Origin of the sequence: Micromonospora sp. NPDC093244, assembly GCF_040683695.1 — a bacterium.
Classification (GTDB): Bacteria; Actinomycetota; Actinomycetes; order Mycobacteriales; family Micromonosporaceae; genus Micromonospora.
Genome location: NZ_JBFBEO010000011.1, coordinates 15,008 through 27,524, shown reverse-complemented (window position 1 = coordinate 27,524; position 12,517 = coordinate 15,008). Strand labels below are relative to the sequence as shown.

Annotated in this window: 14 protein-coding genes; 3 read left to right on the top strand and 11 right to left on the bottom strand. The window is 74.5% G+C overall.

The annotated features are described in order from the left end of the window. Positions 1 to 6: 6 nt before the first annotated feature. The 3 genes from AB0N27_RS29295 to AB0N27_RS29285 all read right to left on the bottom strand — a co-directional run bounded on the left by AB0N27_RS29295 (position 7) and on the right by AB0N27_RS29285 (position 2,401). Entirely contained in the window at positions 7 to 1,167 is a 1,161-nt protein-coding gene (locus AB0N27_RS29295; RefSeq protein WP_364376797.1) for a magnesium and cobalt transport protein CorA, read from the bottom strand. A 48-nt stretch (positions 1,168 to 1,215) separates the two neighbouring features. Then, on the bottom strand, positions 1,216 to 1,800 hold the full coding sequence (locus tag AB0N27_RS29290; protein WP_364376794.1) for a class F sortase: 585 nt from the start codon (positions 1,798 to 1,800) through the stop codon (positions 1,216 to 1,218). A 115-nt stretch (positions 1,801 to 1,915) separates the two neighbouring features. After that, positions 1,916 to 2,401 carry a hypothetical protein gene (locus AB0N27_RS29285; RefSeq protein ID WP_364376792.1) on the bottom strand — a complete coding sequence of 162 codons (486 nt, stop codon included), beginning with the start codon at positions 2,399 to 2,401 and terminating at the stop codon, positions 1,916 to 1,918. A 328-nt stretch (positions 2,402 to 2,729) separates the two neighbouring features. On the opposite strand from AB0N27_RS29285, the gene AB0N27_RS29280 reads away from it, so the two are divergent. Then, complete coding sequence (locus AB0N27_RS29280) at positions 2,730 to 3,965, top strand: lycopene cyclase family protein (protein ID WP_364376789.1); 1,236 nt, start codon at positions 2,730 to 2,732, stop codon at positions 3,963 to 3,965. Between the two features lie 9 nt (positions 3,966 to 3,974). Here AB0N27_RS29280 and AB0N27_RS29275 read toward each other — a convergent pair whose 3' ends face one another. Next, positions 3,975 to 5,084, bottom strand: coding sequence for a serine hydrolase domain-containing protein (locus AB0N27_RS29275; RefSeq protein ID WP_364376786.1), 1,110 nt, complete (start codon positions 5,082 to 5,084; stop codon positions 3,975 to 3,977). A gap of 61 nt (positions 5,085 to 5,145) precedes the next feature. Then, positions 5,146 to 5,874 carry a tyrosine-protein phosphatase gene (locus AB0N27_RS29270; protein ID WP_364376783.1) on the bottom strand — a complete coding sequence of 243 codons (729 nt, stop codon included), beginning with the start codon at positions 5,872 to 5,874 and terminating at the stop codon, positions 5,146 to 5,148. A gap of 83 nt (positions 5,875 to 5,957) precedes the next feature. Between AB0N27_RS29270 and rnhA the strand changes: the two genes are divergently transcribed. Continuing rightward, on the top strand, positions 5,958 to 6,431 hold the full coding sequence (gene rnhA, locus AB0N27_RS29265; protein ID WP_203175783.1) for a ribonuclease HI: 474 nt from the start codon (positions 5,958 to 5,960) through the stop codon (positions 6,429 to 6,431). A gap of 19 nt (positions 6,432 to 6,450) precedes the next feature. Here the strand turns inward: rnhA and AB0N27_RS29260 are convergent, their stop codons facing one another. The 4 genes from AB0N27_RS29260 to AB0N27_RS29245 all read right to left on the bottom strand — a co-directional run bounded on the left by AB0N27_RS29260 (position 6,451) and on the right by AB0N27_RS29245 (position 9,752). Continuing rightward, positions 6,451 to 6,687: a preprotein translocase YidC gene (locus AB0N27_RS29260; protein ID WP_357993970.1), complete on the bottom strand. Its 237-nt coding sequence runs from the start codon at positions 6,685 to 6,687 to the stop codon at positions 6,451 to 6,453. A 72-nt stretch (positions 6,688 to 6,759) separates the two neighbouring features. Next, positions 6,760 to 7,647, bottom strand: coding sequence for a pentapeptide repeat-containing protein (locus AB0N27_RS29255; RefSeq protein ID WP_364376779.1), 888 nt, complete (start codon positions 7,645 to 7,647; stop codon positions 6,760 to 6,762). Positions 7,648 to 7,723: 76 nt separating this feature from the next. Next, the gene (locus tag AB0N27_RS29250) at positions 7,724 to 8,821 is read right to left on the bottom strand and encodes a DUF5919 domain-containing protein (protein ID WP_364376777.1); all 1,098 of its coding nucleotides are present in this window, start codon (positions 8,819 to 8,821) and stop codon (positions 7,724 to 7,726) included. A gap of 124 nt (positions 8,822 to 8,945) precedes the next feature. Next, on the bottom strand, positions 8,946 to 9,752 hold the full coding sequence (locus tag AB0N27_RS29245) for an SDR family oxidoreductase (RefSeq protein ID WP_364376775.1): 807 nt from the start codon (positions 9,750 to 9,752) through the stop codon (positions 8,946 to 8,948). 42 nt (positions 9,753 to 9,794) lie between these two features. Between AB0N27_RS29245 and AB0N27_RS29240 the strand changes: the two genes are divergently transcribed. Then, positions 9,795 to 10,397, top strand: a complete 603-nt coding sequence (locus tag AB0N27_RS29240; RefSeq protein WP_364376772.1) for an MBL fold metallo-hydrolase — start codon at positions 9,795 to 9,797, stop codon at positions 10,395 to 10,397. A 49-nt stretch (positions 10,398 to 10,446) separates the two neighbouring features. On the opposite strand, the gene AB0N27_RS29235 is transcribed toward AB0N27_RS29240, so the two are convergent. Together AB0N27_RS29235 and AB0N27_RS29230 are read right to left on the bottom strand one after the other, a co-directional pair. Next, entirely contained in the window at positions 10,447 to 11,868 is a 1,422-nt protein-coding gene (locus AB0N27_RS29235) for a DUF6297 family protein (RefSeq protein ID WP_364376769.1), read from the bottom strand. Next, positions 11,865 to 12,482, bottom strand: a complete 618-nt coding sequence (locus AB0N27_RS29230; protein ID WP_357994346.1) for an ABC transporter ATP-binding protein — start codon at positions 12,480 to 12,482, stop codon at positions 11,865 to 11,867. The genes AB0N27_RS29235 and AB0N27_RS29230 overlap by 4 nt, the downstream gene beginning before the upstream one ends. Positions 12,483 to 12,517: the final 35 nt, after the last annotated feature.

Here is a 12,517-nt window from a genome sequence, read left to right as displayed (position 1 = left end):
CGCCCGTCAGAGCCAGCCGGAGCGCCGGAACAGGCGGTACAGGGCCAGGGCGGCCACCCCCATCAGCGCCACGGCGCCCGCGTAGCCGTAACGCCAGGCCAGCTCCGGCATGTGCTCGAAGTTCATGCCGTAGATGCCGGCGATGCCGGTCTGGGTCGCCGCGATGGCAGCCCACGCCGCGATCTTGCGCATGTCGTTGTTCTGCTCGACCGCGAGCTGCGCCAGGCGGGACTGGACGATCGAGGTGAGCAGGTCGTCGTACGCGGCCACCCGGTCGACCGCGCGGCTCAACCGACCGTCGACGTCCACGAACCAGCGGTGCAGGGTACGCGGCGGGCCGGCGGGGCCGTCCGGGGTGAGTAGCGTGCGCATCGGCGCCTGCAACGGCAGGACCGCCCTCTTGAACTCCACCACCTCCCGCTTGAGCTGGTAGATGTGCTGGATGTCGGCGGAGCGGTCGCGGGCGAACACGGCCTCCTCGACCCGTTCCAGGTCCCGTTCCACATGCCCGGCCACTTCCAGGTAGGAGTCGACCATCCGGGCGCAGACCGCGTACGCGACAGCCCACGGGCCGGCGGCCAGCAGCGCCGGTCGGCGTTCGATGTCGGCCCGTACGCTGCGCAGCGCCCCGGCGGCGCCGTGCCGCACGGTGATGGCGAACCGGTCACCGAGCAGCACCATCACGTCGCCGGTGTCGATCACCTCGGAGGTGTCGGTCAGCTCGTCGTGCTCGACGTACCCGGCGGTGCGCAGCACCAGCAACGTCACCGGCCCGTGTGGCTGCACGGTCGGCCGGTGCCCGTCGGCGAGCGCCTGCTCGACGGTCAGCTCGTCGAGGCCGAACGTCCGGCCCACCGCGGCGAGCACCGCCGGACCCGGGTCGTGCAGGCCCAGCCACACGAAGGCGTCACGACCGCGCCGGGCCCGGGTGTACGCGTCGGCGTAGTGCGGGCGGCCGGGCTCCCGTCGTCCGTTGACGTAGACGGCGCAGTCGACCACGGCGTCCGGGTTGGACCTGCGCGGGGTGGGGGAGCCGTCCTCGGCGCGTCCGAGCAGTCGACGGGCCAGCGCGCGTACGCCCCGACCGGCCCGGTCCCGTACCGTCCGCCCGTCCGCCACCGCGTGCCCCCGTCGCCGCCGTACCGCCCCGATCACCGATGGTGTCACCGCATTCTGCCCAGCGGGGTCGGGCGTGCGACAGGCGGGCGGCAGGGCTCACGCGGTGCGGGTGGCGAGGACGACGATGTTGTCCACGTAGTTGCCGGTGGCGGCGTCGAAGCGCCCGCCGCAGGTGATGAGACGCAGGGCTGCGACGTCCGCCGGGCCGTAGACGAGCGCGGTGGGGAACCGGTCCTTGGGGTACGCGCGCACGTCGTCCACAGTGAACGTGGTGACCCGGGCGTCGGCCCTGGTGACCTCGATCTCCTGGCCGGCGCGCAGGCGACCGAGGTCGAAGAAGACGGCCGGGCCGGCGGGTGAGTCGACGTGTCCGACCAGGACGGCGTTGCCGGTCTCGCCGGGGCTGACCCCGTGCCGGTACCAGCCGGCGAGACCGGGCCGGTCCAGGGGTGGCACCTCCAGCACCCCTGCGGTGTCCGCGCCGACGGGGACGATCTCGGCGCGTACGTCGATGGCGGGTATCCGCACCCGGACCGGCGCGGAGCGCGGCAGGGGCGGCAGGTCCGGTGCGGGGTGGGTGCGGGTCGGCGCGTGGGCAGGCGGCTGTGGTGGCCGCGCCGGGTCGGCGGTGAGGCCGACGGTGATCAGCCCCAGCCCGGTCACGCCGAGCACCGCGACCACGGCTGGCAGGGTCCGCCGCCACCACACGTGCGTGCCTCCGTACGGGATCGTCGGGGTGCCCGCGCCGGTGTCACCGGCACGGGCACCCGTCCTCAGGGATGGAGCGGGTCGCCGGTCAGGCGACGGTGGACGCCGGTCGGCGCCGGCGGAACAGGACCACCGCACCGGCCAGGGCGGTGCCGAGCAGCGTGCCGCCGGCGGCGAGGGCGCCGGTGTCGCGGCTGTCGCCGCCGGAGCCGGCAGGTGCGGCGCCGATCGGCGTGACGGTGAACGTGGCGCTGCCGGCTGAGCTGCCGTCGCCGCAGGTGGCGGCCACCGTGTACGTGCCCAGGGTGAACCCGGCGGTGAAGAGTTCGGCGCTCAGGCCGCCGCCGGCGGCGGCCGTGGTGGATCGGACGTTCTGGTCGCGGTTGGGGCCGGTGACGCGGAAGAGGGCGTCACCCGACTTCGGGTTGCAGGTCGTCGCGGTGAGCACGACGGTCCCACCGACCGGGGTGGTGGCCGGTGACACGGTGGTGTCGGCCAGCGCGGCGCCTGGCAGCAGGAGCGTGCCGAGGCCCACGCCGAGCGCCGCTGAGCAGAGTGCTGTTGAGACCTTCATACGCGTCTTCCCTCACTTTTCGTCCGCTGACTGCGTGGGACGTCGTTCGGGTGGCCAACTCCGTGACTAGCACCGGTGTGCCCAACACTAGGTGGGTTGGGACCTCGATCCGGTGAAAATGAGAAATCCTCGTTGCCGTCACGTGTCCACCCGAAGGCGGGGAGAGCTGCCCAAAGGCCCGGACGGGCCGACCGGCACCGGTGCTCCGTCGATGTCTCCTGCGGGCAAGCTGTCGTCGCTGGGCCGATGGCGAGGTATCGCGTCGCCTGTCCCAACGGTGCCGGATGCGACGCGGAACAGGGCGGGGCCGTGTGGCAGCGTGGTGCGGGTGACCGACTCCGCGCCACTCGACGTCGACCTCGCGCTGCTCGGCGGCGGTGGCGCCGCGTCGCTGCTGCTCGCCGCACTGGACCGGCACCACGTCCGCGACCTGCGGATCGCCGTCGTCGACCCGGTGCGCCGACGCGGCCAGGACCGCACCTGGGCGTTCTGGGGCAGCCCGCACGACGACCTGGACCCGCTGCTCAGCGCGAGCTGGCAGCAGGTCGAGGTGGCCACGCCCGCGCGGCGCCGCGTCCTGGACCTCACCCCGCTGCGGTACGCCATGCTGCGCTCCGGCCCGGTCTACGACCGGGCTGCCGAAGCCGAGCACCGCCTGGGCGCCACCCGGATCGTCGCGCCCGCCCAGGCGGTGACAGACGACGGCAGCCGCGTGGTGGTGCGCACCGGCGACGGATCGGTCGTACGGGCCGGCTGGGTCCTCGACTCCCGCCCCCGCCCACCGGCGCGCGCGGGTCGTACCACCTGGTTGCAGCACTTCCGCGGCTGGTGGCTGGAGGCCGACCGGCCCGTCTTCGACCCGGAGCGGGCCGTGCTGATGGACTTCCGCACCCCGCAGCCGCCCCGGGGCGTCTCGTTCGGGTATGTGCTGCCGGTCAGCGACCGCTACGCCCTCGTCGAGTACACCGAGTTCTCCCCGGAACTGCTCACCGACGCCGGGTACGACACGGCGCTCGCCGCGTACCGGGACCTGCTCGGGTTGGACCCGGCCGGGCTGCGGGTACGCGAGGTGGAGAACGGGGTGATCCCGATGACCGACGCGCCGTTCCCGGCCCGGCCGACACCCCGGGTGGTACGCCTCGGCACAGCCGGCGGCGCGACCCGGCCGTCCACCGGGTTCACCTTCTCCGCCATGTACCGCCAGGCCGACCAGGTGGCCCGCGCGCTCGCCGCCGGTGGCCCGCCGGTGCCGGCGCCCGCGTACCCGCGCCGGCACCGCTGGATGGACGCGGTGGCGCTGCGCGCGCTGGACCGGGGTGGGGTCGGTGGACCGGAGTTCTTCGACAGGCTCTTCGACCGCAACCCCGCCGAACGGGTGCTGCGCTTCCTCGACGGGGTCACCACCCCGGCCGAGGAGGTCGCGGTCATGAACTCCACCCGGCTGCTGCCGATGATCACCGCCACGGCCGGCGACGCGGCGCACCGCCTGCGCGACCGCCTACGCCCCGCCCGGCCCGCGCCGGCCATCCCGGCGGCGGTGGTGGGCGCGGAGACACCCGCCTGATCAGGTCGGTCAGCGCCGGGCGGCCACCGCGTCGCGAACGAGCACCCGCAGGTCCTCCATCGGGTCACCGTCGCCGGCACCGAGCAGCGTCTTCGTCGCCGCGACGGTCAGCCCCAACCCGGGGTAGGCGTAGGCGAGACTGCCACCGCTGCCGGCCGCGCCGAACGAGCCGTCGGGATCCACCGCGTACCCGAGGCCCCAGGTGCCCTCCTGCCCGAACACCCACTCCGGGCCGGGCAGGTCGGGGGTGGTGGCGGCGCGCAGCCGGATCGGCGAGATCAGCCGGACGCCGTCCACCTCGCCGATGAGCGCGGCGAGCATCCGGGCCGCGGCGCGGGCCGTCATCGTGCCGGTGGCCGGCACGTCGGCGGTGAGGACATCGGCGCGGGCGCCGATCTCCGCGCCGGGGCGCACACCGGGCGGGGCGACCCGGTCAAAGTTCGGCAGGTTCGCGCCGGCGTACGCGAACAGCGCGGACAGGTTGCGGTCCTCGACCCGCGCCAGCCGGCTCAGCTCGGTCGGCGGGACCCCGAGGTACAACTCGTCGCGTACCCCGAGCGGCCCGGCGACGTCCTCGGCGAGCACCTGCGAGACGCGCCGGCCGGTGACCCGGCGGACCACCTCACCGACCAGCCAGCCGAACGTCCACGCGTGGTACGCCTTCAGCTCCCCGGACCTGGCGATCGGCTCCGCGTCGGCGACGAGGGCGCACATCCGGTCCCAGTCGGTGAAGTCCTCAGGCGTGACGTCCGCCGGGAGGACGGGGACTCCCGCCGTGTGGGTGAGCGCGTGCCGCAGCGTGACGCCGCCCTTGCCGTGCCTGGCGAACTCCGGCCACACGTCGGCGATCCGCACGTCGTAGTCCAGCTCCCCGCGTTCGACGAGCACGTGAACGACAGTCGCGGTCAACGCCTTGCCCGTGGACGCGCTCCAGATGGGCGTGCCGGCGGTCAACGCCCGGCCGGTGGCCCGGTCGGCCAGCCCGGCGTGCACCTCGAGGATCGGCTCACCGTCGAGGTACGCCGCGACCTGCACACCCGACTCCCGACCGGCGGCGATCAGCTCGTCGATCCGCTGGCGCACCTCGGCCCGTAGGCCGTCCCAGTTCCCGTCGTCCATGACGATCGACTCTGGCAGACCGGCCGGAGCAGCGCGCGTGGTTATCGGTGGCCGCGCCGACTCAGCGGTCCAGCAGACGCTCGCGCAGCCGGGTGGTCAGCGCCTCGTCCACGCCGAGCCGGTCGGTCACGTACCCGGCGACGGAGCCGTGCGCGGCCGTCAGGTCGGCCAGGAAGTGCCTGATGATCGCCTCCGGCGCCCGCCCGTACCCCGGCCACCGCAGCTCACGGTCGGGATTCAGGGCCCGCCAGTCGGCGACCAGCCGTTCGGTGGCCAGCTCGGTGCGCGCGAAGTCGGCGGCGATCTGGTCCTCGTCCACCCCGAGCACCGCCAGCAGCAGCGCCGCCAGCAGGCCGGTGCGGTCCTTGCCGGAGGCGCAGTGGAAGACAAGCGGAGCGTCGGCGGCGGCGATCACCTCGAGCGCCTGGCGCAGCTCGTCCACACCGTCCTCGGCGACCTCGGCGTACCGGTCGGCGAGGTAGCGCCACGGGTCGAGCGCCGGGTCGATCGTCGCCTGGTCGTAGGGGCGGTGCTCGACGCTGAGGTTGTGCCAGGTGAGCCCCGCCAACTCCGGTGCCCGGCCGCGCGCGGCGATCTCCCACGGGTACCGCAGGTCGATGACCGTGCCGACCCCCAGAGCCCGGAACCGGTCCAGGTCAACGCCGCTCAACTTGCCAAGGGAATCCGAGCGGTAGAGCAGGCGCCAGCGCACCGTACGCCCGTCGTCGGTGCGGTAACCGCCGAGGTCGCGGAAGTTGTGCAGGCGGTCGAACGTGACGTGTCGATCCATCCGGCCGACCCTAGCGGGCCCCGCCCGGCGCGGCGGCCCCCCGAGCGCCGGGTGTGGCGTCGCCGCCCGGTAGGTTCGCCTGCATGGTGGACGCGGCGGCCGGCAGGGGCGTACAGATCTGGACCGACGGGGCGTGCAGCGGCAACCCCGGGCCCGGCGGCTGGGGTGCTCTGCTGCGCTACGGCGACCACGAGCGGGAGCTGTGCGGCGGCGAGGCCACCCCGACCACCAACAACCGGATGGAGCTGATGGCGGCCATCCAGGCGTTGGAGAGCCTGAACCGCCCGGTCACCGTGGAGCTGCACACCGACAGCACGTACGTGCGCAACGGCATCACCAGTTGGCTCGCTTCGTGGAAGCGCAACGGGTGGCTGACCGCCGCGAAGCAGCCGGTGAAGAACGCCGACCTGTGGCAGCGACTGGAGGCGGCCTGCGAGCGGCACGAGGTCACCTGGCTGTGGGTCAAGGGGCACAACGGGCATCCGGAGAACGAGCGCGCCGACCGGCTCGCCAACAAGGGGATGACCGAGGCGCGGGGCGCGCTGGCCAGCCGCTGAAACCGCGCCGGGCCCGCCCTCAGCGGGTCGCGTCCGGATGCCCCGGCATGCTCGACCCGCCTCCGCTGCTGCCGGACGAACCGCCGGTCATGCCCGAGCTGTTGTCCTCGGTCACGATGTCCGGTGGCACGTCGGTGTCGTCCGGCGGCGGGACGTCGGTGTCGGCCTCGACCTGCACCAACGGCACCTGGCCCGCCTCGTCCTCGGCATGTGCCGGGTCAGCCGGCAGCTCACCGTCGCGCTTTCGGTAGCCCACGCCGCGCCCCCCGTCGATGCCGTACCGCGTCGGCGGTGGCTACCCGGCGTGGTCAGGGCCGAAACCTCGCGCTCAGCGGTGCCGGCTCCGTCGACCGCGACCGCCGGCCCGCGACGCCTGGCCCACCGGGGTGAGCGCGAGTGCCGTCCAGTGCGCCGGCCGGGTGCGGGTCGCCGGCAGCCCGGTGCGGACGTCTCCCCGCGCGGCATCGAGCTGGGCCTGGTGCAGGAAGAGGGTCGTGCGCAGGTCCGCGCCCCGCAGATCGGCGCCGCGCAGGTCCGCGCCCGTCACGTCCGCCAGGCCCAGGTCCACGCCGCGCAGGTCGGCGCCGACCAGCAGCGCGCCGCGCAGGTTGGCCCGGCGCAGGTCGACCCGGCGCAGGTCGGCCCCGAGCAGAGGCGCGCCTCGGTGGTCCCGGCCGCCCGGGGAACGCGCCGCCTCGCTGGCCCGCGACAGCAGCGGGTTGATCCGCTCCCGCTTCGCGGCGACGTCCACCGCGCGAAGCCGCGCGGGGTCCCCCGCAGTGAGCGCCGCGATCTCGGCGCGGGCGCGGTCCAGCTCGGCGCGCAGGTCGGCCGGCGGGCGCAGCGCGACCGCCTCGGTGAGGTACCAGAGCAGCTCGTGCATCGGGCGCAGCACGGTGAACGCCTCCGCCATCGCCGGCAGCGTCTCCGGTGCGTCATGCCAGTCCCGCCCGCCGAAGGTGACCTGGGCGACCTGCTGCCCGGCGCCGAAGCAGTCGAAGACCGTGCAGCCGGGAAAGCCACGCTGCCGCAGCTCGGTGTGGATGCCGCAGCGGTGGTCGGCGCCCAGGTGGGGGCAGGCCTTCCCGGCGGGCTTGTCGATGGCGAAGTCCGCCGACCTGGCGAACGCCGGCACCACGCAGCACAGCCCGAAGCAGCGCTCGCAGTCGGCGCGCAACTGCGCCGAGCCGGGCGGGGGTGCCGGGCTGGACGACACTGGGGAGGTTCCTTTCGCCAACGGACGCGGGTGCCCCGATTGTCCCGCGTGCCGACAGGTCCGACCGGGTCGGGGGTCACCGTCCGTGCGTGTCGCCGGCCGCCGAGGAGCGGGGCGCCGGCGTACGGGGACCGCCAGGTGACGGCACCAGCCGGCGGATCGCCCGTTCCCCGCCGTCGTGCCCGTACTTCTGGTCGAACTGCCGTGCCACGACGGCGACCGGCGTACGGTCCCCGTCCACCGGCTCGGCCAGCTCGAACACCGCGGGGGCCGCCCCCGGCGCGCGGGGCGGCAGCACGGCCCGCACGGTCAGCGGCCCGGTCACCCGGAAACCGCTGCAGTCGACCCAGTGCTGCCCGTCCACGGTCACGTAGGGAACCCGCACCTCGACCACGTCCAGATCGTCGTGGCGCAGTGTGACCGCCACCGACAGGTACCGCTCCAGGTCCAGGGTGGCCTGCTGGTGCTCCCACAGCTCCTCGAACCGGGCGTGCACGAACCCGCCCCACGGGCTGTCCATGTCCACCTCCAGCTGGGGCACGTTGAACGACAGTTTCCCGATCGGGAAGAACGAGATGAGGGCACGCCCGTCCCACTGGTAGAGCTGGATCGACGGGGACGCGTCGTAGAGCCGGACCTGCAACCGGTGTCGAAGCCGGGCGTCGAGGGTGTCGGCGAAGGCGGCCAGGTGGCGCAGATTGGTACGGATCTGTCGCGGCACGTCCACCCGCTGCCGCTCCAGTTCCTCGGAGCGCTGCTGGGCGGCGGTGCAGTCCGGGTCGAGCAGGAGCAACTGCACCTGGGCACCGTTGGTGAGCGCCGCGCGTACCGCGGTCAGGGTCTCCTCGCGGTGCCGCTGCTCGAGCAGGATCGTCCACGTGTCGAGGATGCGTACCCGACGGGCGGAGCGGTGCAGTCGTGTGACGAAGGCCTGCTGGTCGAACCTCAGGTGCTCCTGCACCCGCGCCTTGCGGGCCTCCTCGAACAGCGGGTCGAAGATGACGTACGAGATGGCCGCGAGCACCACACTGGCACCCAGGTTGAGCAGCAGGTCACTGAGGAAGCCGGTGCTGCGCCAGGCCGCCAGCAGCATCACGACGGCCACCGCGAGCAGCGGCCCGCCGACGAGCAGGGCACGTCGTTGGCGGCCACCCCGACCAGCCCACCCGGGCATCCGGTTCCTCCTTCGCCGTCGGTCGGCGCCACCGCCGATCACCGGAATGCGGAGGATACGTGCCCGCTTTGCCGCCCGCTGTCCCCTTCGCGACCGGCCGCGCCGGCTCGTCCCGCCCGTCCGCTCAGACCTGGCGCCAGTCGTCGGTGGTGAGGGCGTTGGCCTGCGGCCCCATCAGCAGCATGCCGCCGTCGACAGGCCAGGACGCCCCGGTGACGTACGCGGCGGCGGGGGAGGCGAGCAGGGCGACCATGGCGGCGACCTCCCGGGCGTCACCCGGCCGACCCACAGGTACGCCAGGCCTCCGCTCGGTGAACGGGTCGACGTCCTCCTGACCTGTCATCGGCGTGGCGATCTCGCCGGGGGCGACCGCGTTGACGGTGATCCCGTCGGCGGCCAGCTCCTGTGCCATCACCCGGGTCAGCAGGCCCAGCCCGCCCTTGGCTGCGCAGTACGCGGCGGAGCCCACCCGGGGCGCGTGCTCGTGCACGCTGGTGATGTTGATGATCCGTCCGCCGAGGCCGGCGGCCCGCATCCGTCGCGCGGCCCGCTGCGCGCAGAGGAACGGCGCGTCGAGGTCGACGGCGAGCACCTCGCGCCACTGCTCCCACCCCGTGTCGACGAACGGCGTCGAGGCGCCGGTGCCGGCGTTGTTGACGAGCACGCCGATGCCGCCCAGCCGGTCGGCCAGCTCGTCCACCACCTCGGCCGCGTCCGGCAGGCCGGTCAGGTCCACCTCGGCCACCTCGCAGCGTCGACCGGTGGCGCGGACCTCGGTCGCGGTCCGCTCGGCGCCGTCCGGGTCGCCGTACCAGGTGATGCCGATGTCGAAGCCGGCCCGCGCCAGGGCGACCGCGCAGGCCTTGCCGATGCCGGAGTCCGCGCCGGTGACCACGGCGATCCTCGGGTAGTTGTCGTATCGCTCGGGCATGACCGGGCAGTACCCCGAGCGGCTGCGGCGTACCGTCGCCGGATGCGGATCACGAAGTTCACCCATGCCTGCGTCCGGGTCGAGCACGACGGCGGGGTGCTCGTCGTCGACCCGGGCACCTGGAGCGAGCCCCGGGCGCTGGCCGGGGCCGACGCAGTCCTGGTCACCCACGAGCACACCGACCACGTGGACGTGCTGCGGCTGGCCGGCCTCGGTGTCCCCGTGTACGTCCCCGAGGGCGCCCGCCTGCCCGACCTCGCCCCGCTGCCGGTGACCCCGGTCCGCGTGGGGCAGCGCTTCACTGCGGCCGGGATCGAGGTCAGCGCCCACGGTGGCCGGCACGCCACCATCCACGAGGGTCAGCCCGACTGCCCCAACCTGGGTTACCTGATCGGTGACGGGCTCTACCACCCGGGCGATTCGCTGCACGTGCCGGACGAGCCGGTGCACACCCTGCTCGTCCCGGCGCAGGGGTCCTGGATGCGGCTCGACGAGGCGATCCGGTTCGCCCACGCGGTGGGCGCCGAACGGGCGTACCCGATCCACGACGCCCAGCTCAACGAGCGCGGCCTGGCGAGCGTCGCCGGCTGGTTCGGCGAGACGATCCCCGGATACCGCCACCTCGTTCCCGGCGACACCGCCTGAGCCCGCCCAGGGCTTGAGGACGGGCACGCCCTGGGCGACGAGTGCCCGGTCAGCCCAGGAACAGCTGGACGAGGACGAGCACGGCGAGCAGCGCCGGCCCGCGTGCGCCCTGCCGCAGCAGGTCGACGGGGACCATGCCGAACGGCGTGTTGACCGTCGCGCCGCCGTAGTCGATGGGTGGGCGGGTGGCGGCGCGGAAGGCGGCGGCCACCACGCCGAGCGCCAGCGTCGGCGCGAGCCACGCCGGCCCGGGCTCGACCGTCGGCAGGGTCGCCAGCCACCACAGGCCCGCGCCGAGCGCCGGCACCACCACGTGGATGCCGCGCAGCAGGGCGTCGCTGCCGCCGAGCGCCCGGCGCAGCCCGGTCGACCTGCTGATCGCGCGCAGTCCGCCGGTCAGCCGGGCGGCGGCGAGGTACGCGAACACCACCTGCGCGGCGCCGGCCAGCCCGGGCAGGGCGAGCGCGGCGGCGTACTGGACCCCGATCAGGGCCGCCCAGACCAGCAGGGCGCTGGGGTGGCGGCGCAGCCGGCGCACGTCGGCCTGCAGTAGCGCCCACCAGCCCGGGCCGGGCAGGAAACCGCCGCTGCGTACCCGGCCGATCCGGCGCCACCGGCGGCTCTCCACCAGGCCGGTGAGCAGGCTCGGGTCGAGCAGGATGGTGGCAGTGGCGGCGGCGTTGGCGAACTGCGCGCCGGTGGTCAGGGTGGCCCGGTCGACCCGGGGCAGCGCCCGTACCGCGAGGACCGTTCCGGCCACCGCGAGGGGCACCCCGAGGGCGACGAGCGCGATCGTCGGCGTCGACTCCGGCCGGGGCAGCCCGTCGCCGAGGCGACCGGTGAGCACCACGAGGGCGGTGATGACGGCGGCGGCCACCATGGGGGCCGCTCCGGCCACTGTGGGCCACCGTCGACCCGCCCGGCTGCTCTGGGCGACGACGCTCAGCGCCAGCGCGGCGGCACCCCAGCCCGCGCCGGCGCCCGCCGCCCAGCCCAGCGCGGTCGGGTCGCTGACGCCGCCGAGCGCCGCCACGGCCACGCCGAGCAGCGCGGTGCCGACGGCGGTGCCGGCCAGCAGGACCGCGAGGCGCGGCGCCAGCCAGGCCCGCCTGTCGATGGGCGCGCTCGTCACCCAGCTCTGGGTGGCCGGGGTGACCAGCAGCGGGCCGAACGCGCGCAGGCCACGCCAGGCCAGGCCGGCGCCGGTGAGGAGCGCGGCGACGGCCAGCCACCACCGCACGCCCGGCTCGGCCTGCCCGACGGTGGGGGAGTCCAGCATGTTCCGGCCGGCGCTGATCGCGAACCAGCCGTACATGCCGACGAACAGGACGATGACGTACGCGTCGCCGAGCACGTCGCCGAGGGAGTGCTCGTGGTGCCGGCGGCGGGCCCGACGCAGGTGGGTACGGACCTGGCGGGCCGTGGGCAGCCCGGCCGGCGCCTCGGCGACGGTGGCCGGCGGGGCGGTCACCTGCCGATCTCGATCCGCTCGTCGACGACCGCGTCGATCAGTTCCGGGTCGTGCGAGGCCAGCAGCACCGTGGTGCCGGCGTCGCGTTCGCGGCGCAGCCGGTCGGCGAGCCACTGCCGGCCGGCGACGTCGAGGCGCTGCTCCGGCTCGTCGAGGATGAGCACCCGACGGGGCCGGACGAAGCACGACGCCAGGGCGAGCCGTCGGCGCTGCCCACTGGACAGGGTGACCGGCAGTTGGTCGCGGGCCGGACCCAGGCCCAGCTCGGTGATGACCTCCTCGACCGGCTCGGCGCTGCCCCCGTGGGCGTACGCGACGAGTTCCAGGTGCTCGACGACTGACAGGTCGGGGAAGAAGTCGATGTCGTCAAGGGCGGCGGCCATCAGCGCCCGCACCTGCGGGTCGGTCTCGTCGGCCCGGTAACCGTGCACCCGCACCTCGCCCGCATCCGGCCGGTCGGCGCCGACCACGCAGCGCAGCAGGGTGGTCTTGCCGCTGCCGTTGGGGCCGAGAACCACCGCGATCCGCCCGGGCGGGAGCGTGAAGCTCACGTCGTCGAGCACCACCAGGTTGCCGAAGTTACGGCTGAGTCCCCGTACCGCTAGCGCGTCCACGAGCACACACTCTCCCAGACCCGTGCCACCGGCCA